The following is a 25,511-nucleotide window of genomic DNA, read 5'->3' as shown; positions in this document are numbered from 1 at the left end:
CTGGCTTGAAACCGCTGGATTGTTTTATGGAGCAGGCAATATTTACCGGGGGGAGCGCTTGCTGTTACCAATCTCACTTCGGCCGAAAAAGGCGGAAAGCCACGGTGAGTCAATCACCGTGGCTTTCTCGGAGGTGCGGATCCGTGAGCGGAATGTAGGAATCCGCTCAGGGGGCCGAGCCCAGTGAACCCAGCAGAGCGATCGCCCGTTCCAGGTATTCCTCGAACTGGGCCAGTTCGTCCGGCGTGAACTCGGCGCTCAACGCGCCCTCGACGCGAAGCGCGGCCTTGTCGGCCTTCCGCGCGACCGCGCGCCCGGCCCGGGTCGCACGGTTGACCACGACCTTCTGATGGAGCTCCGAAGGCTCGCGCACCACCAGGCCGGCCTTCTCCAGGTTCGTCAGGACCGTGGCCATCGTCTGCGGGGTGACCATGCACTCGCGCGCGAGCTGGGCCGCGGACATGCCGTCGGAGACCGACAGCAGCAGCAGCACCGAGTACTGCGGCACCGTCAGGTCGAACTCCCGCAGCACTTGCGTCTTGCGTGCGATGAGAGCCTGCTCGGCTCTCTTGATCGTGTGCCCGAGTCGGCCAGCGGCGACCGTCTCCGTCGTCGTGTTCGCCATATCAATAGTCTTGCATACGACAGAGGACGAAGCATGAGCCCCGCAGTGCCGTCGCCCTGTCGGTCCCCGGCCCCCCGAAGGGGCCGTCACCGCGGCTTCCGGCGCCTGGTCGACGGAATCGCACACGTCAGCCGGGCCGTACAGGTGCGCCGGTCCCGCTCGTCGGTGATGACGATCTCGTACGTGGCCGTGTGCGTGCCCACGTGCAGCGGTCGGCAGACGCCGGTGACCAGGCCCGAGCGGGCGCCGGCATGGTGGGTGCAGGACAGTTCCTGGCCGACGATGATCCGGTCGGCGCCCGCGTGCACCCAGGCCGCGAGCGAGCCGAGCGTCTCGGCGAGGACCGCGTTGGCCCCGCCGTGCAACAGTCCGACGGGCTGCCGGTTGCCGTCCACCGGCATGGTGCCGACGACCAGGTCCGGCTCGCAGACGGTGATCTCGATACCGAGGCGCTCCACCAACTGCTGGTCGGCGTAAGGGGGCAGGACCTCGACGGGCCCCAGGGCGGTCTGGGTCACGGCCGGCCCCTCAGTGCGCCGAGGCGGGCTCGGGCGCCGCCGAGGCCGTTCCGCCGGAGGACTCGGAGGACTCGGCGGGCGCGTCGCCGGACGGCTTCGTGCCCGACAGCAGGAAGCCGACGGCGACCGCGCTGGCGGCACAGGCCGCCGCGACGATCCACATCGTGGTGTGCAGCCCGCTCGCGTACGCGTCGGCCATCGCGCCCACGACCCGGTCCCGCACCTCGCCCGTCGGCAGCTTCTCGGCGGCCTCGGTCAGCCCGCCCTGGAGCGCGCGGGACGTCAGCGCCTCCCCGCCGCCCGGGTACGCGGAGACCGCGCCGTTGTCGAGGGCGCTCTTGGTGAGCGCGGTGACCAGGGCACCCAGGCCGGCCATGGAGACCGCGTCGGAGGCGAGCCGGACCGTGTTGAACATGCCAGCCGCCATGCCCATCCGCTCCGGCTCGACGGCCGAGACCGCCGCGCCGTCCAGGATGCCCAGCGAGATGCCGTACCCGATGCCCAGCAGGAGCAGCGGACCGGCCAGCGCGGCGGCCGACGCGCCCGGCTCCACCAGGGTCAGCCAGGCGGCGCCGACCGCGGAGCAGCCCAGCAGCACCATGAACAGGGCGCGCTGCGAGACCTTCTGCGCGAGCAGCCCGGTGAGAGCGGGCATCACCAGCGACGGGCCGGTCAGCAGCAGCAGGACCACGCCGATGCGCAGCGCCGACATACCGCTCGTGGACGTCAGATACGGCGGCAGCACGATGACCAGCGCGACGAAGCTGAACGCCAGTACCAGCGGCACCAGGCAGACGGCCAGGAACTGCGGCCGGGCGAACAGGCCCAGGTCGAACATCGGGTGCTCGGTACGGCGCTCCACGGTCACGAACACCGCCAGCAGCACCAGGCAGCCGGCGGCCGCGCCGAGCACGACCGGGTCGGTCCAGCCCCGGCCCGGACCCTCGACCAGGGCGAGCACGAACAGGGCGACACCGAAGCCGAACGTGAAGCTGCCGGCCCAGTCGAAGCGCGGCCCCTTGTGGGGCTCCGAGTGCGGCAGCAGCGGGGTGCTCAGCAGGATGAGCGCGGAGACCGCGGCCAGTACGAGGAAGACCGAGCGCCAGCCCCACAGGTTGACGAGGGCGCCGCCGAACGCGGGGCCGAAGGCGAGGCCCGCGCCCAGGAACGTACCGAAGAGGCCGAACGCCTTCGCGCGGGCGGCGCCGTCGAAGGCCTGGGCCAGGATCGCGGTGATGGAGGCGAGCGCGGCACCGCTGCCGAAACCGGCGATCGCCCGCGACAGGTCGAGCAGCAGGATGCTGTTCGCCAGGCCGGAGACGGTCATCCAGAAGGCGAAGAAGGCCATGCCCCAGGTGAACATGCGCCGGTGGCCGACGCGGTCGGCGAGCGAGCCCATGGCCGCGAGGCTGCTGGACGCGGTCAGCATGTAGCCGTCGACCACCCACTGGGCGGCGGCGAGTGAACTGTGCAGATCGGCGCCGATGTCGGGGACGGCCACGGACGGGCCGGTCACCACCAGGGTCATGAGCGGGCCGACGACGCACGCCGCGGCGAGCGTGGCCCGCGGGTTGCCGGTGGACACGGGGAATCACCTCTGTCTGTTCGAGGGCAGGTATGAAGCAGAACTCTGTCATAGGTTAGAGGTCTAACCGACTCTGCTGTCAATGTCGTATGCCAGAGTTCTGTGTAAAGATGAGGGCCTGTCACTCAGAAGCGGGAAGGCGGTGCGCACGGCGATGCGCAGGATTCAACTGGGCGGCTCACAGCGGACCTTCGCGGCCGTCGGCCTCGGCTGCATGGGCATGTCGTGGGGCTACGACGAGCTGGGCCGGGACGAGACCGAGTCCATCGGGGTGATACGTCACGCGGTCGAACTCGGCGTCGATCTGATCGACACCGCGGACCAGTACGGCCCGTTCACCAACGAGCTGCTGGTCGGCAAGGCGCTGAAGGGGTACCGCGAGAAGGTGCTGCTCGCCACCAAGGGCGGGCTGGTGGTGGACGACCCCGCGACCTATCGCAGCCACCGCGACGGGCGGCCGGAGTATCTGCGCTCCGCCGTCGAGGAGAGCCTGCGCCGGCTGGACGTGGACCACATCGACCTCTACCAGCTGCACCGCATCGACCCCGGGGTCCCGGTCGAGGAGAGCTGGGGCGCGCTGGCGGAGCTGGTGAAGGAGGGCAAGCTCGGCGCGCTCGGGCTGTCCGAGGCGTCGGCCGACGAGATCGGGCGGGCGCACGCGATCCACCCCGTGGCATCCGTGCAGAGCGAACTGTCCCTGTGGAGCCGTGAGGCCCTGACGGACGGGGTGGTGGAGTACTGCGGCCGCGAAGGCATCGCGTTCATCGCCTTCGCCCCGCTGGGGCGGGGCTTCCTGTCCGGGCTGATCGCCGCCCCGAAGGACCTCCCGGAGGCGGACGGCCGGCATCGGCTGCCGCGTTTCCAGGCCGAGGCACTGGCCGCGAACCAGGGCATCGTCGACCGTATGCGCGGGGTGGCTGACGGGCTCGGCGCGACCGTGGCGCAGGTGGCGGTCGCGTGGGTGCTGGCGCAGGGGGAACACGTGGGTGTCATCCCCGGCACGAAGACGCGGCGCTATCTGGAGGACAACGTCGGGGCGGGTTCTTTGACGCTGTCGGCGCAGGCGTTGGCGGAGCTGGCGGGGGTTCCGGAGGCGACGGGCTCGCGCTGAATAGGGCGAGCGCGGGTTGTGGGTTGCTCGCGCGGTTCCCCGCGCCCCTGAGAAGACCGGGCTGCGCCCTGGTCTTTTCAGGCCCGCAGGGCCGTTGAGCCTCCGCCAACTTGAAGGCGCAGGCCAAAGGGCTGGTGTGATGTCTTCGGCCGGCGCCACCAACCAGCAGACGTACAGAGATCCCCGAGTCGTGGAATTCCAACGTTGTCCGACACGGGCTTCCAGGGGGCGCGGGGAACCGCGCGACCAGCCCCCATCGGGCCGCAGCAGGACAACCCACCCCGCCGCCCCTGCCCGACCCGGAGGTCCGGGGGCGGAGCCCCCGGCTTGGATGGGACGGGTAGGGGCGGCGGGGGCGAAGGCAGCCCGGGGCACTACACCGGCTGGCGCTGCGTCCCCGACGCGAGGGTCGCCGGGATCACTGGCCAGCCACGTTCCGCCGCCTGCGCCGTCATCGTCGGATTCGCGCCGACCACCGTCGGGTGACCGACCATGCGGAGCATCGTCAGATCGCCCGGATCATCGCCATAGGCGTAGCAGTCCGCCGGGTCCGCACCGAACTTGGCCAGCGCCTCCCGCACCGCCTCCGCCTTCGCCGGCCCGAACATCGCGTGCCGGATCGCCCCGGTCATCCGCCGGCCCTCGTCCAGCTCCGGCTCGGTGCACAGCACCAGATCGATGCCGAGGTCGTCGGTGATGGGGTGCAGCGTCGCCGGCCACGAGCCCGAGATCACCACCGTGTGATGCCCCGCCTCCTGGTGGCGACGCAGCCGGGCGACCGTCGGCTCGATGAACGGCGCACCGTGCTCCCGCAGTTCGGCGTACCAGGCGCGAGCCTCCGCGAGCAGATGGTCCCAGGGAGTGCCGGCGTGCAGCTCGTAGAACTTGGACACCACCTCGACCGGGGTGACCCCCATCGACGCCAGCCGCCGCAGCGGCTCCACCATCCGCTCGTACGCGGCTCCGGTGACATCCCCCTGACGCCGCAGCCGGTACCGCAGCAGCGAGAACGGGCTCTTCATCGCGATGAGCGTCTCGTCGGCGTCGAAGAACGCCACCACGGGGCGGGAGTGGCCGGAGGCCGGGGGAGTGGGGGCGGGGGAGGGGAACGTCGTCATGGCCGGCTCCTTCGGTGTGCCGCTCGGTCGAGCAGTCGCGCGGTGTCCTGTGGCCGCCCGGGGTCGCACCGGGCCAGCAGATGGCCGTCCGGGCGGACCACCGCCACGGTCGGCGCGGGGCCCAGCGCCCGCGCCGGACCCGAGGGCAGCGCCCGGGTCAGGTCGAGCACCGGCGTCCCCTCGGGCAGCGCCTCGCGCACCCGGTCGCGCGTGCGCTGCCAGTCGGGCGGCGGCGTACGGGTGCCGGGCCACAGCAGTACGGTGTGCCGGTCCCGGGCGATCACCGGCCAGCCCCCGCTGCCGAGGTACGGCGCGTCGTCGGCCGCGCCCGCCACCTTCAGCGGCAGCCGGGGATGCCGGTCGCCGTCGTAGCTGACGGCCGTCTGACCGAGCTGCGGGGCGACCTTGCGCTGGAACACGCCCGTACGGTCGGCCGCCATGAACGCCGCGTCGCGCAGCGCGACCTTCGCCGGCGTGTTGACCAGGCCCGCCTTGGTCAGCCACTCCGTCGAGCGCGCCACCTCGTGGGAGACCGCCCGCCGCTCGCTGTCGTACGAGTCGAGGATGCCCTCCCCGAACTCCCCGCGGATCACCCCGGACAGCTTCCACGCCAGGTTGAACGCGTCCTGCATCCCGGTGTTCATGCCCTGGCCGCCGGCCGGGCTGATCACATGCGCGGCGTCGCCCACCAGGAAACAGCGGTCGCTGCGGAACGCGGACGCGATCCGGACCCGTACCCGGAAGGAACCGCTCCACAGCAGCTCCTCGACCACACTGCGCCCGGCCGCCCGGTCGTCGACGACCTGCTGGAACATCTCGCGCGGCGGCGGACTGTCCTGGTCGTACATGTCGTGCGGCACGTTCAGGGCGATCCGGTGGACGCCGTCGCCCATCGGGCCGAGCACGATGGCGCCGCTCGGCGCGTAGCAGTAGTGGGACAGGTCCTCGGGGAGGCTGGTGGTCAGCCGGGCGTCGGTGATGGCGAACGACACGTCGACCGGCGGACCGTCGTACGCGACGCCCAGTTCCTTGCGTACGGTGCTGTGGGCCCCGTCCGCGCCGACGAGCCAGCCCGGTTCGAGCTCCTCGACCCGGCCGCCCTCGTGCTCCAGCTTGACGGACGGCACGCCTTGCGCGTTGTCCAGGGAGGTCAGCCGTACGCCCTCCTCGACCGTGCCACCGAGCGCGGTGAGCCGCCGCCGGAGCACCCGCTCGGTCTCGTTCTGCGAGATCGTGAGCGCGAACGGGTACGGCGAGTCGGGCAGTCTGCTCATCCAGGCCGTGGCCAGGCGGCGGCCGCGCGAGTAGAACGCCGTCCCCGCCAGCCGGTGCCCGACGCCGAGCAGGTCGTCGGTCACCCCGATCCGGTCGAGCAGTTCGAGGTTGCGCGGCCAGATGACGTTCGCGCGGGAGTGCTCCGAGGGACCGCGCCCCGCGTCCACGACCCGTACCGCGACGCCGCGTTGGAGCAGCTCGCAGGCGACGACCAGACCGACCGGGCCCGCGCCGACGACCAGCACGGACCGCTCGGGCCGCGCCGGCCGGTCCTGTGTCACGCCGCCCACATCAGCCCCCCGTTGACCTCGACCACGCTGCCGTTGACGTACGAGCTGTCCCGCGAGGCGAGGAACACGGCGGTGGCGCCTACCTCCTCGGGGCGGCCGAGCCGCCCGGAGAGCAGCCGGCCGCGGTAGCTCTCCCAGGCGCGCTCGTTGGAGGCCAGCTCCTTGCCCATGCCCTCGTCGATGTAGCCGGGCGACAGGCAGTTGACGGTGATGCCCTTGGGTGCCAGCTCCGCCGCCGACGTCCGCGTGAACATCTCCACGGCGGCCTTGCTCGCGCTGTACGCGGCGGCCCCGATCGCGGCCCGCCCGGCCACGCACGACGACACGTTGATGATGCGGCCGCCCGCACTCGTCGCCTTGTCCGGCGCGGTCATCGGGGCGATCACCGCGCGGGTGCACAGGAACACCCCGGTCAGATTGGTGGCCAGCGTGGCGTTCCAGTCGGCCACCGACAGCCGGGCGATCTTGCCGTCCCGGCTGACGCCCGCGTTGTTGACCAGGACGTCGATGCCGCCGAACGCCTCGACGGCGGCGGCCATCAGCCCGGCCACCGACCGCTCGTCGGTGACGTCCGTCTGGTGGTAGAGCAGCCGGTCGCCGTGCTCGTCGGCCAGCTCCTTGATGTCGTACGGGTTGCGCGCGGCGACCACCACCGAGGCGCCCTCCGCGAGGCAGGCCTCGGCGATCGCCCGGCCCAGGCCCCGCGTGCCGCCGGTGATGACGGCGGTCTGTCCGTCGAGCCTCATGGCTCCTCCATCCGCTGCGTGTGATTGGTGTGTGCGTACGGCGACGGGTGACAGGGCGTCAGTACCAGGTCAGCAGCGCCGCGCCCGCCGTCATGCCCCCGCCCACCGACGCCAGCAGCACCCGTTCGCCGCGCCGCAGGGGCCGCTCCCGGTGGGCGGCGTGCAGGGTGAGCGGTACGGACGCGGCGACGGTGTTGCCCAGCTGCGGCGCGGTGTAGGCGACGCGCTCCGGGTCGATGCCCGCGTCCGCCACGAAGGTCTCCAGGAGCCGGGTGTTGGCCTGGTGGAAGACGAACCGGTCGATGTCCTCCAGGGCCAGCCCGCACTCGTCGAGGGTCACGGCGGTCAGCTTCGCCAGCACCGACAGCGCGTAGTCGCGCACCGCGCGCCCGTCCATCCGGAAGAAGTGCTCCCCGGCCTCCCGGGCCCGCGCGTCGAGCGGTGTCCGCGTACCGCCGGCCTCCACCCCGACGTAGTGGTGGAACTCCCCGTCCGTGACCAGATGCACCGACTGCAGCCCGTAGCCCTCGGGGACCGGGCCCAGTACGACGGCGCCCGCGCCGTCGCCGAACAGGCTCACCGTGCGCCGGTCGGACCTGTCCATGATCGTGGAGAACATGTCGGCGCCGACCAGCAGGACGTGCTCGCCGTGGCGCCCGGCCCGGACCAGCCCCTCGGCGACCGAGAGGCCGTAGAGGAAACCGCTGCAGACGGCGTTGATGTCGAAGGCGGGCAGCGCGGAGAGCCCCAGCTTGTGCTGGAGGATCGCCGCGGTGGACGGCTGCGGCACGTCCGGGGTGCTGGTCGCCACGACCAGCGCGCCGAGCCGTGCGCGCACCTCGGGGCCGACGCCGTCGAGCGCCTCGCGGGCGGCCGGGACGGCGAGGTCGGACGTCGTGGTGCCCGGCTCGGCGTACCGCCGCTGGAGCACCCCGGTGCGCTCGGTCACCCAGGACTCGGGCATCCCCGTCCAGGTGCTGATCTGCTGGTTGTCGACGACCTTGTCCGGTGTGTAGGAGCCGATCGACAGGACACCGACTGGCATGGTTTCCCTCTCTTGTTCCTGTGCTTTCGTGGAGTGGTGGACGCGGGGCACGGGGCGTCAGTGACCCATGCCGAGCCCACCGCTGACCGGCAGCACGGCGCCGGTGACGTACGAGGCCTGCTCACTGCTGAGGAACCCGACGGCCGCGGCCACCTCGTCGGCGGTTCCGGCCCGGCCGAGCGGCGTCATCGCCAGGTACTGCTCCAGGCGGGCCGGGCGCACCTCGCGCAGCATGTCCGTCTCGACGAGGCCGGGGGCGACGACGTTCACGGTGATGCCGCGACCGCCGAGCTCCCAGGCGAGGGAGCGGGCGAGGCCCACGAGAGCGGCCTTGGCGGCGGTGTAGTTGGTCTGGCCGGGCGACCCGGTGAACGCGACGGCCGAGGAGATGAGCACCATCCGGCCCCAGCGCCCGCCGAGCATGGCCCGGGCGGCGTGCCGGGCGACCCGGATGACCGCCCGCAGGTTGGTGTCGAGCACCTCGTCGACCGCGTCGTCGCCGAGGGCCAGCAGCAGCCCGTCCCGGGTGATCCCGGCGTTCGCGACCAGCACCTCGACCTCGCCCTGCGCGGCCGCGACCTCCTTGAACGCCCGCTCGACCTGCGCCTCGTCCGTGACGTCGCAGCGCACGCCGAACAGCCCCGCCGGGGGCTCACCGGTGCGATAGGTGACCGCCACCCGGTCGCCGCGCGCGGCGAGCGAGCGGGCGACGGCCAGACCGATGCCCCGGTTGCCCCCGGTGACGAGGACGGAACGGCCGGTGGGCGTAAGGGAGTTGCCGGGGCCCGGGGTCCCGGGCGTACCGGCGTTCGTGCTCTCCGCAGCCGTACTCACGCCGGAGTCACCACGATCACCGCGTTCTGGCCGCCGAAGCCGAAGGAGTTGTTCACCGCGGCGCCGATGTCCAGCGGGCGGGCCTCCTTGGCCACCACGTCCACCCCGATGCCCGGGTCCTGACTCGTCAGGTTGGCGGTCGGCGGGACGAGGCGCCGCTCGACGGCGAGCACCGTGTACACCGCCTCGGCGGCTCCGGCCGCGCCCAGCAGATGGCCCACGACCCCCTTGGTGGAGGTCACGGCGGGCTTCTCGCCGAAGACCCGGCGGATCACCCCGGACTCGGTGATGTCGTTGAGCGGGGTGGACGTGCCGTGCGCGTTGACGTGGTCCACCTCGGACGGGTCGACCATCGCGTCGGCGAGCGCCGCCCTGATGGCCCGTTCGGCCCCGCCGCCCGTCGGATCGGGCGCCGACGCGTGATGGCCGTCGGCGGACGCGCCGAACCCGGAGACCCGGGCCCGGATGCGGGCGCCCCGCGCCCGCGCGTCCTCGACCCGCTCCAGCACCAGCATCGCCGCCCCCTCGCCCGCGACGAAGCCGTCACGGTCGGCGTCGAACGGGCGCGAGGCGGACGCCGGGTCGTCGCCACGGGTGGACAGCGCGCCCGCCCGGGCCAGACTGGCCATCGCCGTCGGGGACATCGCCGCCTCGGCGCCGCCCGCCAGGACGATGTCGCAGACCCCGGACTCCAGCAGCGCGCGGGCGTACCCGATCGCCGTGTTGCCGGAGGCGCAGGCCGTGGACACGACCTGGTTGGGGCCCAGCGCCTTGAGGTCCATGGCGATGTAGCCGGCGGTCATGTTGACCGGCCCCATCACCATCAGCAGCGGCGAGACGAACGCGGGGCCGTCGGCCAGCCGGTTGCCGTGCTCCCGCTCGACCGTGGACCAGCCGCCCAGCGACGTACCGACGACCACACCGACCCGGGGGCCCTCCCAGGCGGCCGGGTCGAGCCCGGCGTCCGCCACCGCCTGCCGGGCCGCGACCACACCGAAGTGGCTGACCGGGTCCATCCGGACGGCACTGCGCCGGCCCAGCAGCGCGCCGGCGTCGAAGTCCGGCACACGGCAGGCGAAGTCGACGGGCAGGCCGGTGAGGTCCGGGTCGGCCGCCGCCGTGGAGACGCCCGACCAGACCCGCTCCACATTGGCCTCGACGCCCAGACCGGCCGGGGTGACCAGGCCGACCCCGGTGACGGCGACGTCGAAGCGTCGGCCGCGCCCGGGACGGGCCTGCGTGCGTATGTCCGTCATCAGGCCACCGCGGCCGTGGTGTCGATGACGGAGAGGACATCGGCGAAGGTGTTGTCGGGCGTCAGCGCGGTCTCGTCGATCTGGACGCCGAACTCCTTCTGCACGATGACGCTGAGCTCGATCAGCGCGAGCGAGTCCAGGTCGAGCGCGTCGAAGGTGGCGGTGGTGTCGAGGTCCTCGGGGGCGACGCCGAGCTTCTCGGTGACGAGGGCGAAGAGACGGTCCTGGTGTGCGGACATGAGTGGATCTCCTTGGATCGTGTCGGTTGCTGCTCGGTGTTGAGGTGGGTGTGAGAGGCGGCGGATCAGGGCCTGCCGACCACCACCGCGGTGAACGTGAACCCGCCGCCGCCGTTGAGCACGAGCGCGAACTGCCCGGGCTCCAGCAGATCGGTGCGGGCCAGGTCGGCGAGGGAGGCGTTGAGATCGCCGGCCCCCACGTGCCCGGTGGCCCGGCCGAGGTCGAGCACCTGCGCCGAGGTGACGTCCGTCAGCGGCGGGATGTACGCCTCCGCCATGGCCTTGCTCCCCAGCCTGGGGATCACGGCGTGCCGCAGCCGAGGGTCGTCCGGGGCGAGCCCGGCGTCGGCCAGGCACTCCTCGACGACGGCACGGATGCGCCCGGCGGCGGTCTTGAGGAAGAAGTCGACGCCGTACGCCTTGATGAACGCGCGCTTGGTGCGCCGTACGTCGATCATCGAACTGTGGCCCATGGGCGTCGCGTTGAGCTCGTCGTCACCGCGGTGCATGACTTCGAGTTCGGCCGCGACATCGGTGGCGAGGGAGTGCAGCAGCAGGTCCGGTGCGAGCGCGTGTGCCGTGCCCTGAGCCCCGGAGGCGACCCGGTGGACGAGGACGGCCGTGGCCGCGTCGCCCGCCGCCATGCCGTAGTCGCTGAGCCAGCGGTGCCAGCTCGGCATCAGGAACCGGTCGGCCGTCGTCACCAGCGCGGGCCCGGCGGCCGGGTCGCCCTGCAGGCGGCTCGCGGCGAGCTCGATGCCGATGGCGCCGCCGTTGCACTGCTGCAACAGGCCGATCGGTACGGCACGGTGGGCGCCCAGCCGCCGGGCCACGTAGTGCGGGGCGGACCAGGCGTCATGACCCTGGTGGTGGACGCTCGCGTGCAGGACTAGGGACAGCTGGGCGGCCTGGGCACCGGAGAGCCGCAGCACCTCCGCCGCCGCCTCGACGGCCATGTCCGGCGGCGCCGTGCGCTCGCTGACCGGAAGGGACGTGTAGCCGAGTTCGCGGGCCGTACGGCTGTCGATGTCGCCGGCGGCCAGGGCCTCCTCGACCGTCTGCCGTTCCTTCGGGTACCAGGCCGCGGCGATCAGCCCGAGCGGTGAGTCCAGTCGCACGGACCGTCACCCGCCGTCCGTGGTCGTAGCCGCAGCCGCCGGGAGCCCGGCGACACCGACGGTGGCCGTGCAGACGGACGCGCCGTCCTGCCGGAAGTCGACGGTGAAACGCTCGCCCGAGGGCTCCACGGTGACCGTCACCGGGCTGTCCAGCTCCACGAACCGGCTGAACGTCGCGTCGAAGGCGTACGCGTACCGCCGCTCCGCCGGCGCCCCGGCGGCGAGCACCGCCGCCTGCCGGGCCGCCTCCAGCAGCGCCATCGCGGGCACATGGTCCAGCGGGTGGTCGTACATCGCCGGGTGCTGTACGGGCACGTCGAGCGAGGCGCGCAGGAGAGCGGAGCCGCCCGGCTGTTCCACATCGGTCAGCACCACGTTCCCGGCCCGCTCCCGGCCCACGAGCCCGGGCGCCACGGGGACACCGGCGCGCTCGACCGGCATGGCGGAGGAGAGCGGTGGAACGTTTCCCCGGCTCTTCTCGCGGTGCGCCAGGTAACCGTCCCGGCTGAGATAACCGGCCACGACGCGGCTCGTCCCGGCACGCCGGCCCCCGACGACGAACACGCACTCCAGCGTGGCGGCCAGCAGCCTCGTACCGCGCCGCTTCAGATCACGGGTGGTGACCTCGACGACGAACTCGTCCGGCGCGTCGCCACGGGTCCGCAGCGCGGCCGGCTCCGGGAACTCGGTGGTCCAGTCGCTGATCAGGAACGAGGTGTCGTACGAGACCCCGAGCCACTGGTGCGCCACGACGGTGACCGCCTGCCGGGCCGCCTCAAGGAGGAACAGCGGGTCGAGCAGCGCGGGCCGCTGGGTGTGGTCGTTGTAGTAGCTGTGCGCCCGGGGCGCCTGGACCGCCACGGCGAACGTGTCGTCGCCGAGCCGCGCCGCGTCCGTGACGAAGACCTCCATGACGGCGCGGCGGTGCACCAGCACCCGGTCCATCGAACGCTGGTAAGCCGGTTCGGCCGAGGCCGCGGCCGGGGCGGCGTCCGGCCGCTCCTGCTCAGCAATGGTCATGCCAGTCCCGTTCGTTCGTCCGTGGTTTCGTTCGGCGGCCCCTGGAAGGCGTTCTGCAAGGCGTCCCGGGAGGCGTGAAATCAGCCTTGCAGCCGCCTCTGGGGCTTCGGCCGAGAACACCGAGGGGTTTCACCGACGGCTCCGCCACGGCTGGGCCGAGACTCCGGCAGGACCGGCCCGAGAGCCGCTCAAGGCTCACTGAAGAGCCGGAAGGAGGCGCGCCGGACACGGAACCAGGCATGAGAAAAGGGCCGCCCGACCAGGGACGGCCCTTCCGCGCTCGTACTGCTGACCACCTACGGCCTACGTCTTCGGGGTCAGGCCGGCGTCACCGCCAGAACGACCTTGCCGCGCACATGCCCGGTCGCCACCAGCTCATGGGCGCGCGCGGCGTCCGCGAGCGGGAACTCGGCGCTGACATGGACCCGTACCGCGCCACGGTCCGCCAGCGCGACCAGTTCGGCGAGGTCGGCCGGGTCGGGGCGGACGAACACATAGCGCCCGCCCAGCCCGGTCACGTCCCCGGAGATGGACGCGAGGCGCCCGCCCGGGCGCAACAGGGCGGGCGAACCGTGCAGCGTGTCACCGCCCATGAGGTCGAACACCGCGTCGACGCCGTCCGGGGCCAGCGCCCGCACCCGGTCGGCGAGGCCGGGGCCGTACGTCACGGGCTCGGCGCCGAGCGAGCGCAGGAAGTCGTGGTTGCGCTCGCTCGCCGTGCCGATGACCCGCGCGCCGAGCGCCCGCCCGATCTGTACGGCGAGGGAGCCGACCCCGCCGGCCGCCGCGTGCACGAGCAGTACGTCACCCGGGCCGACCTCCAGATGGCGGCGCAGCGCCTGGTAGGCGGTGAGCCCGGCGGCCGGAAGCCCGGCTGCGGCCCGCCAGTCGAGGGCGCGCGGCTTGTGCGCCAGGGTGCGGACGGGGGCCGCCACCAGCTCGCCGTACGTGCCGCGTTGCATGTGGTCGGCGCGGACGTAGCCGACGACCTCGTCGCCCGGGGCGAACTCGGTGACGCCGATGCCCGTGCGCTCGACGACACCGGACAGGTCGCAGCCCATCACCATGGGGAAGTGCGACTCGAACCAGTCGTCGATGTACCCCTCGCGGATCTTCCAGTCCGCCGGGTTGACGCCCGCGTAGCGCACGCGGACGAGCACGACGTCCGGGCCTAGACGCGGTTCGGGCAGGTCCATGAGCTCCAGGACCTCCGGCCCTCCGTAGCGCTGGATGGCGACGGCCTTCACGTACGAACCCCCTGTCTGTTGCGGGCTATGCCACTCGGCACTATAGATGAGCGATAAGCCAGAGCTCTGCTTCACAAACGGCAATTGACATATGGCCGAGGACTCCGACAGAGTCGAAGGCATGCTCGTACTGTCCGCCACCACCGGCAAGTTCGGCACGAACGTCCACGTCGTCGCCGCGGGACCCGGATCGCCGTGCCTGATCATCGACCCCGGTCACGACTCCGCCGACGCGGTCGCCGAGGCCGTCCGCACGCACCGGCTCCAACCCGAGGCGATCCTGATCACACATGGCCACATGGACCACACCTGGGACGCCGTGCCGCTCGCCCGGCGCTACGGCATCGCCGCGTGGATCCACCCCGCCGACCGCTACCAGTTCGGCGCCCCCGCCAAGGGGCTGCCGGACTCCTTCCCCCGTGAACTACTCGTCGGCCACCCCGACCAGGAGCCCGACGAGGTCGGTGACCTGCCCGAACACGGCGGCGAACTGGCCTTCGCGGCGGGCCGGGTCACCGTGCTGCACACCCCCGGTCACACCGGCGGCTCCGTGATGTTCCGCTTCGACGGCGACGAGGCACCACTGCTCGCCACCGGCGACACCCTCCTCGCCACCGGCGGAGGACGCGCGGACGCGCCCGGCGCCAGCCCGGCGAGCCTGGACGCCTCCCTCCGCACGATCGCCACCGCCTGTCCCGGCGGCACCCGCCTGCTCACCGGACACGGCCCCACCAGCACTCTCAGCGAGACAGGAATCCGATGACGAACACCTCCCAGACCCCCGCGGCCCCGATGCGCACGGTCCGTGTCGACTCGTTCGGTGGCCCGTCCGTCCTGACCGTCACGGACGCGCCGACACCCGAGCCGCAGCCCGGACAGATCACCGTCGACGTCGAGTACGCGGGGGTGAACTTCGCCGAAGTGATGTTCCGACGCGGCCAGTTCCCCGTGGACCTCCCGCACTTCCCGGGCCTGGAGGCGGTCGGCACGGTACGCGCCGTCGGCACCGACGTCACCGGTTTCGCCCCCGGTGACCGCGTGGCCGCCCTCACCCTGGGCGGCGGCGGAAACGCCGAGGTCGTCGCGGTGGGCGCGGAACACGCCGTACGGCTGGACGGCGAACTCGCCGAACTGGACGGCGCCCTGGCGGCCGGCGCCCTCTGCAACGTCACCACCGCCCTCGGCGTCCTCACTTCGGCCGGCCACCTCACCGAGGGCGAGACCGTGGTCGTTCTCGCCGCCGCGGGCGGAGTCGGCACGGCCGCCGCCCAACTGGCCCGCTCGCTGGGAGCGGCCACGGTGATCGGCGTGACCAGCACCCCGGCCAAGGCCGAATACGCGCGCGGCTTCGGCTACGACAGCGTGGTGTCGTACGAGGAGATCGAGCGGGAGGTCTCCGAGCGGACCGGCGGAGCGGGCGCCGACCTGGTCCTGGACTCGGTGGGCGGCGCGTTCCGCTCCTCCGTGACGGGCTTGCTGGCAGCCTTCGGCCGGCACATCGTCTTCGGCAACGCGGCGGCCGAGGACGTGACATTCGAGGGCAACCACCCCTGGTACACGAACAGTTCGCTCGCCGGCTACAACCTCGGCGGCGTCGCCGGCCGCGCCCCCGAACTGTTCCGCGCCCACCTGGAACGTGCCCTGACGGAGGTCGCGAAGGGCGAGGTCCGCGTCGACGTGAAGGTGCTGCCCCTGAAGGACGTCGTACACGCCCACGAACTCCTGGAGACGAGGGCGTCCACGGGCAAATACGTACTCGACGTCCGTTCCTGACACCACCACCGGCACCATCACAGGCATCAGCATCAGGGGGAACGCATGCGCGAGTCGGAGTCCGGACTGCCCATCGAACCGGTCTACGGTCCCGGGGACCTGGCCGGCTGGGACCCCGCGGAGAAGCTGGGCGAGCCGGGCGCGTACCCCTTCACCCGTGGCGTCTACCCGTCGATGTACACGGGCCGGCCCTGGACCATGCGTCAGTACGCCGGCTTCGGTACGGCGACGGAGTCCAACGCCCGCTACCGGCAGCTGATCGCCCACGGCACCACGGGCCTGTCGGTCGCCTTCGACCTGCCGACCCAGATGGGCCACGACTCGGACGCCCTGATCGCCCACGGCGAGGTCGGCAAGGTGGGCGTGGCGATCGACTCGGTCGACGACATGCGGGTGCTGTTCGACGGGATCCCGCTGGACCAGGTCTCGACGTCGATGACGATCAACGCCCCCGCGGCGCTGCTGCTGCTGATGTACCAGCTGGTGGCGGAGGAACAGGGCGTACCGGCGCGGCAGCTGACGGGCACGATCCAGAACGACGTGCTGAAGGAGTACATCGCGCGGGGGACGTACATCTTCCCGCCGAAGCCGTCGCTGCGGCTCATCGCCGACATCTTCAGGTACTGCCGGACCGAGATCCCGAGGTGGAACACCATCTCGATCTCCGGCTACCACATGGCGGAGGCGGGGGCCTCGCCCGCGCAGGAGATCGCCTTCACGCTGGCCGACGGCATCGAGTACGTCCGCACCGCGGTGGCGGCCGGAATGGACGTCGACGACTTCGCCCCGCGGCTCTCCTTCTTCTTCGTGGCCCGTACGACGATCCTGGAGGAGGTGGCCAAGTTCCGTGCCGCCCGCCGGATCTGGGCCAGGGTGATGCGGGAGGAGTTCGGCGCCCGCGACCCCAAGTCGCTGATGCTGCGCTTCCACACCCAGACGGCCGGGGTCCAGCTGACGGCCCAGCAGCCGGAGGTGAACCTGGTCCGGGTCGCCGTCCAGGGCCTCGCGGCGGTGCTCGGCGGCACGCAGTCGCTGCACACGAACTCCTTCGACGAGGCGATCGCGCTGCCGACGGACAAGTCGGCGCGGCTGGCGCTGCGTACCCAGCAGGTCCTGGCGTACGAGACGGACGTGACGGCGACGGTCGACCCGTTCGCGGGGTCGTACGTGGTCGAGAGGATGACGGACGACGTGGAGGCGGCCGCGCTCGACCTCATGCGCAGGGTCGAGGACCTCGGGGGCGCGGTGGCGGCCATCGAGCACGGCTTCCAGAAGAACGAGATCGAGCGCAGCGCCTACCGGATCGCGCAGGAGACCGACTCCGGTGAGCGGGTCGTGGTCGGGGTGAACCGTTTCCAGCTGGACGAGGAGGAGCCGTATGAGCCTTTGCGTGTCGACCCGGCGATCGAGGCGCGGCAGGCGGAGCGGCTGGCGAGGCTGCGGGCGGAGCGGGATCAGTCGGCGGTGGACAGGGCGTTGGCGGAGCTGAGGAAGGCGGCGGAGGGCACGGACAACGTCCTCTACCCGATGAAGGACGCGTTGAAGGCCCGCGCCACGGTCGGCGAGGTGTGCGACGCGCTGCGTGAGGTGTGGGGGACGTACGTGCCGTCGGACGCCTTCTGACGACAGCCGAGAGGAGACAGGAAACCGCAGTGACACCGACACCGACATCGACACCCGTTCGCGTCGTGATCGCCAAACCGGGGCTGGACGGCCACGACCGTGGCGCCAAGGTCATCGCCCGCGCCCTGCGGGACGCCGGGGTGGAAGTCGTCTACACCGGGCTCCACCAGACACCACGCCAGATCGTGGACACGGCGATCCAGGAGGACGCCGACGGAATCGGCCTCTCGGTACTGTCCGGCGCCCACATGACCCTCTTCGCCGAGGTCCTCAGACTTCTGAGGGAAGCCGACGCGGAGGACATCACCGTCTTCGGCGGCGGCATCATCCCGGAGGCCGACATCCCGACGCTACGGAACATGGGCGTAGCGGCCCTCTTCACCCCCGGCGCGACGACACACGACATCGCCGAGTGGGTGAGGACGAGCGTGCGCGCGGGGTGAAGTGGGAGTGCGAGGGGCCGTCCCCTCAGCACTCGATGATGTTCACCGCGAGCCCGCCCCGGGCCGTCTCCTTGTACTTCACGCTCATGTCCGCGCCCGTGTCCTTCATCGTCTTGATGACCTTGTCCAGGGACACCTTGTGCGTGCCGTCGCCCCGCATCGCCATCCGGGCCGCCGTGACCGCCTTCACCGCGGCCATGCCGTTGCGTTCGATGCACGGGATCTGGACCAGGCCGCCGACCGGGTCGCAGGTCAGGCCCAGGTTGTGTTCCATCCCGATCTCGGCCGCGTTCTCGACCTGCTCGGGGGAGCCGCCGAGGACCTCGGCCAGGGCGCCCGCCGCCATCGAGCAGGCGGAGCCGACCTCGCCCTGGCAGCCGACCTCGGCGCCGGAGATGGAGGCGTTCTCCTTGAAGAGCATGCCGATCGCTCCCGCGGCCAGCAAGAACCGCACCACCCCGTCCTCGTCCGCGCCCGGCACGAAGTTGGTGTAGTAGTGCAGGACCGCCGGGATGATGCCCGCCGCGCCGTTCGTGGGAGCCGTCACGACACGGCCGCCGGCCGCGTTCTCCTCGTTCACGGCCATCGCGTACAGCGTGATCCACTCCATCGAGCGGGCCAACGGGTCGCCCTCCGCCCGGAGTTGGCGGGCCGAGACGGCCGCGCGACGGCGTACGCGCAGGCCGCCCGGCAGGATGCCCTCGCGGGACATGCCGCGCGACACGCACGACTGCATCACCCGCCAGATGCCCAGCAGGCCCTCGCGGATCTCCTCCTCCGTCCGCCAGGCCCGCTCGTTCTCCAGCATCAGCGCGGAGATCGACAGACCCGTCTCCTTCGTCAGGCGCAGCAGCTCGTCGCCCGTGCGGAAGGAGTACTTCAGAGCTGTGTCGTCGAGTTTGATGCGGTCCGCGCCCACCGCGTCCTCGTCCACCACGAAGCCGCCGCCGACCGAGTAGTACGTCTTCGAGAGCAGTTCGGCGCCCGCCGCGTCGTACGCCCAGATCGTCATGCCGTTGGCGTGGTACGGCAGCGCCTTGCGGCGGTGGAGGACCAGGTCCTTGTCGAAGTCGAAGGGGATCTCGTGGTCGTCCAGGAGACGGATCCGGCCGGACGACTTGATCGACTCCACCCGGTCGTCGGCCCCCTCCACGTCCACCGTCCGCGGTGAGGCGCCCTCCAGACCCAGCAGTACGGCCTTGGGGGTGCCGTGGCCGTGGCCGGTCGCGCCCAGGGAGCCGTACAGCTCCACGCGTATCGAGGCCACCCGCGCCAGCAGCTCCTCGTTGCGCAGTCGGCGGGCGAACATGCGTGCGGCCCGCATCGGGCCGACCGTGTGGGAGCTGGACGGGCCGATGCCGATCGAGAACAGGTCGAAGACCGAGATGGCCACGGTGACTCCTCAGATACGGGGGGAGGGGTTGTGCAGGGGGTGGGGCACCGCGCTCACTCCAAGTGTGCGCGGTGCCCCCGAAGAGCGGGGCTACGTGCCGATGAAGGCGGGGTTACTTCCCCAGGCCCGGGTACAGCGGGTGCTTGTCCGCCAGGGCCTTGACCCGGGCCTTCAGGCCGTCGACGTCGTACGACGGCTTCAGCGCCGCCGCGATCACGTCCGCGACCTCGGTGAAGTCCTCGGCCGTGAAACCGCGCGTCGCCAGCGCCGGCGTGCCGATGCGCAGGCCGGAGGTGACCATCGGTGGGCGGGGGTCGTTCGGGACGGCGTTGCGGTTGACCGTGATGCCGACCTCGTGGAGGCGGTCCTCGGCCTGCTGCCCGTCCAGCTCGGACTCGCGCAGGTCGACCAGGATCAGGTGCACGTCGGTGCCGCCGGAGAGGACGTTGACCCCGGCCTCACGGGCGTCCGGCGCCGTGAGCCGCTCGGCGAGGATCTTCGCGCCCTCGACCGTACGGCGCTGCCGCTCCTTGAACTCCTCCGAGGCCGCCACCTTGAAGGACACCGCCTTCGCCGCGATCACATGCTCCAGGGGGCCGCCCTGGAAGCCGGGGAACACGGACGAGTTCAGCTTCTTCGCGAAGTCCTTCCTGGCGAGGATGATGCCGCCGCGGGGTCCGCCGAGCGTCTTGTGCGTCGTGGACGTGACGACGTCCGCGTACTCCACCGGGTTCGGGTGCAGCCCGGCCGCGACCAGGCCCGCGAAGTGCGCCATGTCGACCCACAGATACGCCTCGACCTCGTCGGCGATCCGGCGGAACTCGGCGAAGTCCAGCTGACGCGGGTACGCCGACCAGCCCGCGATGATCACCTTCGGGCGGTGCTCCTTGGCGAGCCGCTCGACCTCGGCCATGTCGACCAGACCGGCGTCGTCCACGTGGTAGGGGACCACGTTGAACTGCTTGCCGGAGAAGTTCAGCCGCATCCCGTGGGTGAGGTGGCCGCCGTGCGCCAGGTCCAGGCCGAGGATGGTGTCGCCGGGCTGGGCCAGGGCGAACAGCGCGGCCTGGTTGGCGGAGGCACCCGAGTGCGGCTGGACGTTGGCGTACTCGGCGCCGAACAGCTCCTTGACCCGGTCGATCGCGATCTGCTCGGTGACGTCGACGTGCTCGCAGCCGCCGTAGTAGCGGCGGCCGGGGTAGCCCTCGGCGTACTTGTTGGTCAGCACGGAGCCCTGGGCCTCGATGACCGCGACCGGAGCGAAGTTCTCCGAGGCGATCATCTCCAGGGTGGACTGCTGGCGCAGCAGCTCGGCGTCGACGGCGGCGGCGACGTCCGGGTCGAGCTCGTGCAGGGGCGTGTTCAGAAGCGACATACGTACGACCTCGTCTTCTCAGCCGGCGGTGTGGGCGGTGTACTCGTCGGCGGAGAGCAGATCGGCCGGCTCGTCCGTGACGCGTACCTTGAACAGCCAGCCGCCCTCGAACGGGGCGGAGTTCACCAGCGACGGGTCGTTGACCACGTCCTCGTTGATCTCTGTGACCTCACCGGTGACCGGGGAGTAGAGGTCGCTGACCGACTTCGTGGACTCCAGTTCGCCACAGGTGTCGCCCGCGGTCACCGTGGAGCCCACCTCGGGGAGCTGGGCGTAGACGACATCGCCGAGCGCGTTCGCCGCGAACTCCGTGATGCCGACCGTCGAGACGCCGTCCTCGGCGCCCGACAGCCACTCGTGCTCCTTGCTGTAGCGCAGCTGCTGGGGGATGTTCATGGCCTGAATTCTCCTGTACGCGGGGGAGTGATGATGAATGGGGGACTGCTGAGACCGCTGTTGAGCAGCACGGATGTGCCCAGCCTCACTCTGCCGAACCTCTGCCGAACGTCTACTGAATGTCTGTCGAACTTCAGTCGAACGACTACGAAGGTGTCACTTCTGGCGCTTGTAGAACGGCAGCGCCACGACCTCGTACGGCTCGTGGCTGCCCCGGATGTCCACACCGACCCCGGCCGTCCCCGGCACGGAGTGCGCGGCGTCGACGTACGCCATGGCGATCGGCTTGCCAAGAGTGGGGGAGGGGGCACCGGAGGTGACCTCGCCGATCACCTTGCCGTCGGCGACCACCGGGTACCCGGCGCGCGGGACCCGGCGGCCCTCGGCGACGAGCCCGACGAGGACGCGCGGGGGCGCGGCGGCGGCCCGCTCGGCGGCGGCCTCCAGCGCCGTACGGCCGACGAAGTCGCCGTCCTTCTCGAACTTCACGACCCGCCCGAGCCCGGCGTCGAACGGCGTCAGCTCCGTGGACAGCTCGTGCCCGTACAGCGGCATGCCGGCCTCCAGTCGCAGGGTGTCCCGGCAGGACAGCCCGCAGGGGACAAGCCCGGCGCCCTCGCCTGCCTCGGTCAGTGCCTGCCACAGCTCCACGGCGTGATCCGGCTTCACGAACAGCTCGAAGCCGTCCTCGCCGGTGTAGCCGGTGCGCGCGATCAGCGCGGGGACGCCCGCGACCGTGCCGGGCAGCCCGGCGTAGTACTTCAGGCCGTCCAGGTCGGCGTCGGTGAGCGCCTTGAGGATGCCGGGGGACTCGGGGCCCTGCACGGCGATCAGCGCGTACGCGTCCCGGTCGTCCCGCACCTCGGCGTCGAACCCGGCCGCACGCTCGACGAGCGCGTCCAGCACGACCTGGGCGTTGGAGGCGTTGGCGACGACCATGTATTCGGTTTCGGCCAGCCGGTAGACGATCAGGTCGTCGAGGATGCCGCCGTCCTCGCGGCAGATCATGGTGTAGCGGGCGCGGCCCGTCTTCACAGCGCCGATGTTGCCGACCAGCGCGTGGTCGAGCAGGGCCGCGGCCTGCGGGCCGGTGACGGTGATCTCACCCATGTGGGAGAGGTCGAAGAGTCCGGCCCGGGTGCGTACGGCGTGGTGCTCGTCGCGCTCGGAGCCGTACCGCAGGGGCATGTCCCAGCCGGCGAAGTCGGTCATCGTGGCGCCGAGCGAGCGATGCAGCGCATCGAGCGCGGTGAGGCGCGGTCCAACGGGGGAGTTACTGCTCATCGGTTCTGCTCCCAGGGCATGACAGGCGAGGAAAGTTCCTCCCCATCTGTCATCGGAACCTGAGAGGTTCACCACGACCGTACGTATCGGTGGTCGTGACTTGCACCGTGGGTGGAGCCACCGGTCACGGCGACTCGCTTTTCAGATGTGCCTCGCCCGCGCGGTATCTGGGCCTGAGAGATTCAAGGGAGGGACTTGCTCCTTCGGCGCCCCAGCGGTCTGCTGGGAGCTCTCCCGCGCGGATTCAAGCGGCCGGTATGCAGTTGGCGCGCACATCATTGCACGCATCGGCACGGCACGGCAGAGGGAGCCTCACCGGTCCCGCAGGGGGGAGACACAGCGGTTCGTAGCACGCTTGTGTCCATACGAGGACTGAAACAGGAGCGATCGGGCATTACCTTCTCTTTACAGTCTGTGGGGATGGGGCCTCCAACCCCTGGGGAGGACGATCACGGTGAACAGGACCAGGGCGTACGCGACGACCTCGGGCATCGCGCTGCCCAAGCGGCCCGCTGTCCCGGCCGGGGAGGCATGCGGCCCGTTCCCGACGGCGGTCGTCCGCGACCTCAGGGACCGCTCCGGCCGCAGCCCGCGCGAGCTGTCCTTCGGACCGGACGACCTCGTCGTCGTCACCGGGCTGCCCGGCAGCGGCAAGTCGACGCTGATGCGACGGGCGGTGCCGGGCCGGCGGATCGACTCCCAGGACACCCGCGACCGCTACGACGCGCGCCTGCCCCGCGTGCTGCCGTACGCCGTGTACCGGCCGTTCGTGCGCCTCGCCCACTACGGCGGGCTGTGGCGGGCGCTGCGGTCCGGTGAGGGTGTCGTCGTGCATGACTGCGGGACGCAGGCGTGGGTGCGGGGCTGGCTGGCTCGGGAGGCCCGGCGGCGTGGCGGCACCCTGCACCTGCTGTTGCTCGACGTGACCGCCGGGCAGGCCCGGGACGGTCAGCGGGAGCGGGGCAGGGGCGTCTCCCGGTACGCCTTCGCCCGGCACCGCGGTGCCATGACCCGGCTGCTGCGGCAGGTGGAGAAGGGGCGGCTGCCGGAGGGGTGCGGGTCGGCTGTGCTGATCGACCGGGACGCGGCGGACGCTCTGAAGAGGATCGACTTCGCTGGGTGAGATTTCGGGAGCGCTCGGGGCTGCCGCCGTCTTCGGGCTGCGGGTCGGTGGGTGCTCGCGCGGTTCCCCGCGCCCCTTCGGGCCCGGGAGCAATTAAGGTTCAGCTACAACAGCATCACGGACCAAAGCGGCAGGCAGCAGATGGACTTCCCGGCGGACTTCCCGGCACAGGCGCACCCCCAAGGGCACGGCGGGTGGCCCGGTAACGAGCTGGAGGAGGTGCTGTCCGCGTCGCTCGGCGTGCCCTCGGCGGGCGGACGCATCGTGGAGGTGCTCTCCCGCAGCTTCGTCTGGGTGCCGCTGCCCGAGGGCGGCGGTCCGCACAGCGGTCCGCTCGACCTGCCCACGATGGACATCGGCGGCCAGGTCTTCGTACCGGTCTTCAGCTCGGAGGAGCAGTTCCGCCAGGTCGTCGGCAGCCATATGTCGTACACGATCGCGCCCGCCGTCGAGTTCGCGCGGGGCCTGCCCCCGCAGGTCGGCCTCGCGCTGAACCCCGACGGCGTGGTGGGCGTGCCGCTGCCGCCGCCCGCCGTCGCCGAGCTGTGCCGGGCCGCGCGGACCCCGCTGGACGGGTCGGCGGGCGGCGCCCGGGTGCGGCTGTTCGAGCCGGACTGGCAGGACGACCCGGTGGACTTCCTGGCCGTCGCCGCGGAGGAGTTCGCGGCGAGCGGGGTCGTGCTCTCCGCCCGGCGCTGCCTGGCCGCCATCGAGACCGCCGAGCCCGTGATGTTCATCGGCGTCGAGCTGGGCTCCTGGGAGTCCGACCGCACGCTGCCGCTGGACGCCCTCGGCCGGGCGCTCGGCCGGGCACCCCTGAAATGGGCGGTCAACATGGTGTTCCTCGACGTGGCCCAGGACCCGGTGGGCGACTGGATGCGCGAGCGCGTACGGCCGTTCTACCAGCATGGGTACTGAACGGTACTGACCGGCGGGACAGCGGCGCGGACACCTCCGGTGATGTGCGTCAAGTCGCTGTCAGAATCGCCGATTACCCTGGTTTGATAGCTCGGGGGAACTGGGTCGTGAGCCCGCCCCGCAGGAAGCCGCCGAGGGGCGCCGTTCGGCCAGGACGAGGCAGAATGGCCCGGTCGGGGTGTTGTCGGGGTGCCGTCGCGGTGCCGACGGGATGTCGACGGGTCGTATGGGGCGAGTTGGTCGTGATGGTGTGGCGAAGGGGCGGTAGAAGGTGAGCGCGTCGGGCACGGCCGCGACCGGACAGGTCGAGCACATGCTGCGCCAGGTGACGCCCGGGCGTTACGACGCCTACGAGGCGTTGCTGCGTGCCCTCGCGATCCCGGCCGGCGGCCAGATCTGGATGCTCCTGTGGCACGGCCAGGCCGGCTCCCCCGACGCCCAGTACGGGAACATGGAGGTCGACGGGTTCAACTACGCCCCGTGCGTCACCTCCGCCCAGGAACTCTCCGCCAGCGGCTGGAACAGGTCCTACGAGGTGGTCGACGGCCTCGACGTGGCCCGCACCCTCTATCCCGACCACTACGGCCTCTGGCTGAACCCGCACGCGCCGGGCGGTGGCGTAGGCATCCCGTGGCTCGACCTGCGCCGTATCGCCACCGGCCTGGAGCGCCAGCCCGCGGGCCCGCTCCGGCTCAGCGAGCCGGCCATCGAGATCCCCCAGTTCTACGCCCTGCTCACGCAGAACGCCCACCGCACCCCCGCCGTGCGCTCCCTGCGCCGCGCCTGGGTGCAGCCCGCGCTCGGCGCCCCCTATCTGGCCATCGGCCTGGACGTGTACGACACCTCGCCGCCCGCCGTCGACTCGGTGCGCGCGATGATGCAGCAGTCCATCGGCGCGGTCCCCGACGGGCTGCCCGTCTCCACCGTCGCCATGTCCGACGAGTACGACCCGGTCGCGATGTGGCTGCGCGCCGGCGCCCGCCCCTTCTACGACCGCGAGGCCCACGCCGCCCCGGCCCAGGCCCCCGCGGCGGGCGGGTACGGATATCCGGGCGGGTACTGAGGCCCCGACAGCGAGGCCCCGACAGGCGAACGGCCGGCGCCCCCGGTTCCGGTTCCGCTCGTGCGAGCTTCTCCGGAGCCGGGGGCGCCGTCA

General features: G+C 71.7%; 25 protein-coding genes and 1 riboswitch. Of the genes, 8 read left to right on the top strand and 17 right to left on the bottom strand.

The genetic code is table 11. From position 1 onward, the window contains the following. Positions 1 to 166: 166 nt before the first annotated feature. The 3 genes from SGFS_RS19960 to SGFS_RS19950 form a co-directional block, all read right to left on the bottom strand. A complete protein-coding gene (locus SGFS_RS19960; RefSeq protein WP_286252108.1) occupies positions 167 to 625 on the bottom strand; it encodes a MarR family winged helix-turn-helix transcriptional regulator in 459 nt (152 codons plus the stop codon). 86 nt (positions 626 to 711) lie between these two features. Continuing rightward, positions 712 to 1,143 (bottom strand): hotdog fold thioesterase, encoded by a 432-nt coding sequence (locus tag SGFS_RS19955; protein ID WP_286252107.1) that lies wholly within the window; start codon positions 1,141 to 1,143, stop codon positions 712 to 714. A gap of 10 nt (positions 1,144 to 1,153) precedes the next feature. After that, complete coding sequence (locus SGFS_RS19950) at positions 1,154 to 2,728, bottom strand: MFS transporter (RefSeq protein WP_286252106.1); 1,575 nt, start codon at positions 2,726 to 2,728, stop codon at positions 1,154 to 1,156. 154 nt (positions 2,729 to 2,882) lie between these two features. Here SGFS_RS19950 and SGFS_RS19945 point away from each other — a divergent pair, with 154 nt between their 5' ends. Continuing rightward, positions 2,883 to 3,839: an aldo/keto reductase gene (locus tag SGFS_RS19945; protein ID WP_286252105.1), complete on the top strand. Its 957-nt coding sequence runs from the start codon at positions 2,883 to 2,885 to the stop codon at positions 3,837 to 3,839. A gap of 374 nt (positions 3,840 to 4,213) precedes the next feature. Here SGFS_RS19945 and SGFS_RS19940 read toward each other — a convergent pair whose 3' ends face one another. The 10 genes from SGFS_RS19940 to SGFS_RS19895 form a co-directional block, all read right to left on the bottom strand. Beyond that, positions 4,214 to 4,957, bottom strand: coding sequence for an HAD family hydrolase (locus SGFS_RS19940; protein ID WP_286252103.1), 744 nt, complete (start codon positions 4,955 to 4,957; stop codon positions 4,214 to 4,216). After that, positions 4,954 to 6,513 (bottom strand): FAD-dependent monooxygenase, encoded by a 1,560-nt coding sequence (locus SGFS_RS19935; RefSeq protein ID WP_286252102.1) that lies wholly within the window; start codon positions 6,511 to 6,513, stop codon positions 4,954 to 4,956. The genes SGFS_RS19940 and SGFS_RS19935 overlap by 4 nt, the downstream gene beginning before the upstream one ends. Then, positions 6,510 to 7,268, bottom strand: a complete 759-nt coding sequence (locus tag SGFS_RS19930) for an SDR family NAD(P)-dependent oxidoreductase (protein ID WP_286252100.1) — start codon at positions 7,266 to 7,268, stop codon at positions 6,510 to 6,512. Before SGFS_RS19930 ends, SGFS_RS19935 begins: the two co-directional genes overlap by 4 nt. Before the next feature lie 58 nt (positions 7,269 to 7,326). Continuing rightward, the gene (locus SGFS_RS19925) at positions 7,327 to 8,313 is read right to left on the bottom strand and encodes a 3-oxoacyl-ACP synthase III family protein (RefSeq protein WP_286252099.1); all 987 of its coding nucleotides are present in this window, start codon (positions 8,311 to 8,313) and stop codon (positions 7,327 to 7,329) included. Positions 8,314 to 8,370: 57 nt separating this feature from the next. Next, positions 8,371 to 9,147: an SDR family oxidoreductase gene (locus SGFS_RS19920; protein ID WP_286252098.1), complete on the bottom strand. Its 777-nt coding sequence runs from the start codon at positions 9,145 to 9,147 to the stop codon at positions 8,371 to 8,373. Further along, the gene (locus SGFS_RS19915) at positions 9,144 to 10,403 is read right to left on the bottom strand and encodes a beta-ketoacyl-[acyl-carrier-protein] synthase family protein (protein ID WP_286252096.1); all 1,260 of its coding nucleotides are present in this window, start codon (positions 10,401 to 10,403) and stop codon (positions 9,144 to 9,146) included. The genes SGFS_RS19920 and SGFS_RS19915 overlap by 4 nt, the downstream gene beginning before the upstream one ends. Then, positions 10,403 to 10,642 (bottom strand): acyl carrier protein, encoded by a 240-nt coding sequence (locus tag SGFS_RS19910; RefSeq protein ID WP_286252095.1) that lies wholly within the window; start codon positions 10,640 to 10,642, stop codon positions 10,403 to 10,405. The genes SGFS_RS19915 and SGFS_RS19910 overlap by 1 nt, the downstream gene beginning before the upstream one ends. Positions 10,643 to 10,707: 65 nt before the next feature. Next, on the bottom strand, positions 10,708 to 11,760 hold the full coding sequence (locus tag SGFS_RS19905) for a beta-ketoacyl-[acyl-carrier-protein] synthase family protein (protein WP_286252094.1): 1,053 nt from the start codon (positions 11,758 to 11,760) through the stop codon (positions 10,708 to 10,710). Positions 11,761 to 11,766: 6 nt separating this feature from the next. Continuing rightward, the gene (locus SGFS_RS19900; protein WP_286252092.1) at positions 11,767 to 12,780 is read right to left on the bottom strand and encodes a ScbA/BarX family gamma-butyrolactone biosynthesis protein; all 1,014 of its coding nucleotides are present in this window, start codon (positions 12,778 to 12,780) and stop codon (positions 11,767 to 11,769) included. A gap of 317 nt (positions 12,781 to 13,097) precedes the next feature. Further along, positions 13,098 to 14,027, bottom strand: a complete 930-nt coding sequence (locus tag SGFS_RS19895; RefSeq protein WP_286252090.1) for an NADP-dependent oxidoreductase — start codon at positions 14,025 to 14,027, stop codon at positions 13,098 to 13,100. Between the two features lie 121 nt (positions 14,028 to 14,148). Between SGFS_RS19895 and SGFS_RS19890 the strand changes: the two genes are divergently transcribed. The 4 genes from SGFS_RS19890 to SGFS_RS19875 all read left to right on the top strand — a co-directional run bounded on the left by SGFS_RS19890 (position 14,149) and on the right by SGFS_RS19875 (position 17,866). Beyond that, positions 14,149 to 14,790 (top strand): MBL fold metallo-hydrolase, encoded by a 642-nt coding sequence (locus SGFS_RS19890; RefSeq protein WP_286252088.1) that lies wholly within the window; start codon positions 14,149 to 14,151, stop codon positions 14,788 to 14,790. Then, positions 14,787 to 15,800 (top strand): quinone oxidoreductase family protein, encoded by a 1,014-nt coding sequence (locus SGFS_RS19885; RefSeq protein ID WP_286252087.1) that lies wholly within the window; start codon positions 14,787 to 14,789, stop codon positions 15,798 to 15,800. The genes SGFS_RS19890 and SGFS_RS19885 overlap by 4 nt, the downstream gene beginning before the upstream one ends. A gap of 45 nt (positions 15,801 to 15,845) precedes the next feature. Further along, positions 15,846 to 17,423: an acyl-CoA mutase large subunit family protein gene (locus tag SGFS_RS19880; protein ID WP_286252086.1), complete on the top strand. Its 1,578-nt coding sequence runs from the start codon at positions 15,846 to 15,848 to the stop codon at positions 17,421 to 17,423. A 65-nt stretch (positions 17,424 to 17,488) separates the two neighbouring features. Beyond that, on the top strand, positions 17,489 to 17,866 hold the full coding sequence (locus tag SGFS_RS19875; protein ID WP_286252085.1) for a cobalamin B12-binding domain-containing protein: 378 nt from the start codon (positions 17,489 to 17,491) through the stop codon (positions 17,864 to 17,866). A gap of 25 nt (positions 17,867 to 17,891) precedes the next feature. On the opposite strand, the gene SGFS_RS19870 is transcribed toward SGFS_RS19875, so the two are convergent. The 4 genes from SGFS_RS19870 to gcvT all read right to left on the bottom strand — a co-directional run bounded on the left by SGFS_RS19870 (position 17,892) and on the right by gcvT (position 22,314). Continuing rightward, the gene (locus SGFS_RS19870; RefSeq protein WP_286252083.1) at positions 17,892 to 19,259 is read right to left on the bottom strand and encodes an L-serine ammonia-lyase; all 1,368 of its coding nucleotides are present in this window, start codon (positions 19,257 to 19,259) and stop codon (positions 17,892 to 17,894) included. Positions 19,260 to 19,371: 112 nt separating this feature from the next. Continuing rightward, a complete protein-coding gene (gene glyA / locus SGFS_RS19865) occupies positions 19,372 to 20,634 on the bottom strand; it encodes a serine hydroxymethyltransferase (protein ID WP_286252081.1) in 1,263 nt (420 codons plus the stop codon). Between the two features lie 18 nt (positions 20,635 to 20,652). After that, entirely contained in the window at positions 20,653 to 21,030 is a 378-nt protein-coding gene (gene gcvH / locus SGFS_RS19860; protein ID WP_286252080.1) for a glycine cleavage system protein GcvH, read from the bottom strand. A gap of 156 nt (positions 21,031 to 21,186) precedes the next feature. Beyond that, complete coding sequence (gcvT, locus tag SGFS_RS19855) at positions 21,187 to 22,314, bottom strand: glycine cleavage system aminomethyltransferase GcvT (protein ID WP_286252079.1); 1,128 nt, start codon at positions 22,312 to 22,314, stop codon at positions 21,187 to 21,189. Positions 22,315 to 22,465: 151 nt separating this feature from the next. Further along, positions 22,466 to 22,561: riboswitch (glycine riboswitch) on the bottom strand. Positions 22,562 to 22,768: 207 nt separating this feature from the next. Between gcvT and SGFS_RS19850 the strand changes: the two genes are divergently transcribed. From SGFS_RS19850 to SGFS_RS19840, 3 genes are all read left to right on the top strand, one after another. Next, positions 22,769 to 23,437 carry an AAA family ATPase gene (locus SGFS_RS19850; protein WP_286252078.1) on the top strand — a complete coding sequence of 223 codons (669 nt, stop codon included), beginning with the start codon at positions 22,769 to 22,771 and terminating at the stop codon, positions 23,435 to 23,437. A gap of 141 nt (positions 23,438 to 23,578) precedes the next feature. Continuing rightward, positions 23,579 to 24,355, top strand: coding sequence for an enhanced serine sensitivity protein SseB (locus tag SGFS_RS19845; RefSeq protein ID WP_286259982.1), 777 nt, complete (start codon positions 23,579 to 23,581; stop codon positions 24,353 to 24,355). Between the two features lie 271 nt (positions 24,356 to 24,626). After that, positions 24,627 to 25,418: an enhanced serine sensitivity protein SseB C-terminal domain-containing protein gene (locus tag SGFS_RS19840; RefSeq protein ID WP_286252076.1), complete on the top strand. Its 792-nt coding sequence runs from the start codon at positions 24,627 to 24,629 to the stop codon at positions 25,416 to 25,418. The last annotated feature ends 93 nt before the right edge of the window (positions 25,419 to 25,511 follow it).

This window comes from Streptomyces graminofaciens (genome assembly GCF_030294945.1).
GTDB classification, from domain to species: domain Bacteria; phylum Actinomycetota; class Actinomycetes; order Streptomycetales; family Streptomycetaceae; genus Streptomyces; species Streptomyces graminofaciens.
This window is presented reverse-complemented; position numbering and strand designations above follow the sequence as displayed.

Excerpts from the sequence above, each read along its gene's own strand:
- SGFS_RS19960 (WP_286252108.1), bottom strand. The coding sequence starts at position 625 with ATGGCGAACACGACGACGGAGACGGTCGCCGCTGGCCGACTCGGGCAC.
- SGFS_RS19910 (WP_286252095.1), bottom strand. The coding sequence starts at position 10,642 with ATGTCCGCACACCAGGACCGTCTCTTCGCCCTCGTCACCGAGAAGCTC.
- gcvT (WP_286252079.1), bottom strand. The coding sequence starts at position 22,314 with ATGAGCAGTAACTCCCCCGTTGGACCGCGCCTCACCGCGCTCGATGCG.
- SGFS_RS19845 (WP_286259982.1), top strand. The coding sequence starts at position 23,579 with ATGGACTTCCCGGCGGACTTCCCGGCACAGGCGCACCCCCAAGGGCAC.
- glyA (WP_286252081.1), bottom strand. The coding sequence starts at position 20,634 with ATGTCGCTTCTGAACACGCCCCTGCACGAGCTCGACCCGGACGTCGCC.
- SGFS_RS19900 (WP_286252092.1), bottom strand. The coding sequence starts at position 12,780 with ATGACCATTGCTGAGCAGGAGCGGCCGGACGCCGCCCCGGCCGCGGCC.
- SGFS_RS19930 (WP_286252100.1), bottom strand. The coding sequence starts at position 7,268 with ATGAGGCTCGACGGACAGACCGCCGTCATCACCGGCGGCACGCGGGGC.
- SGFS_RS19925 (WP_286252099.1), bottom strand. The coding sequence starts at position 8,313 with ATGCCAGTCGGTGTCCTGTCGATCGGCTCCTACACACCGGACAAGGTC.
- gcvH (WP_286252080.1), bottom strand. The coding sequence starts at position 21,030 with ATGAACATCCCCCAGCAGCTGCGCTACAGCAAGGAGCACGAGTGGCTG.
- SGFS_RS19940 (WP_286252103.1), bottom strand. The coding sequence starts at position 4,957 with ATGACGACGTTCCCCTCCCCCGCCCCCACTCCCCCGGCCTCCGGCCAC.
- SGFS_RS19885 (WP_286252087.1), top strand. The coding sequence starts at position 14,787 with ATGACGAACACCTCCCAGACCCCCGCGGCCCCGATGCGCACGGTCCGT.
- SGFS_RS19915 (WP_286252096.1), bottom strand. The coding sequence starts at position 10,403 with ATGACGGACATACGCACGCAGGCCCGTCCCGGGCGCGGCCGACGCTTC.
- SGFS_RS19880 (WP_286252086.1), top strand. The coding sequence starts at position 15,846 with ATGCGCGAGTCGGAGTCCGGACTGCCCATCGAACCGGTCTACGGTCCC.
- SGFS_RS19945 (WP_286252105.1), top strand. The coding sequence starts at position 2,883 with ATGCGCAGGATTCAACTGGGCGGCTCACAGCGGACCTTCGCGGCCGTC.
- SGFS_RS19890 (WP_286252088.1), top strand. The coding sequence starts at position 14,149 with ATGCTCGTACTGTCCGCCACCACCGGCAAGTTCGGCACGAACGTCCAC.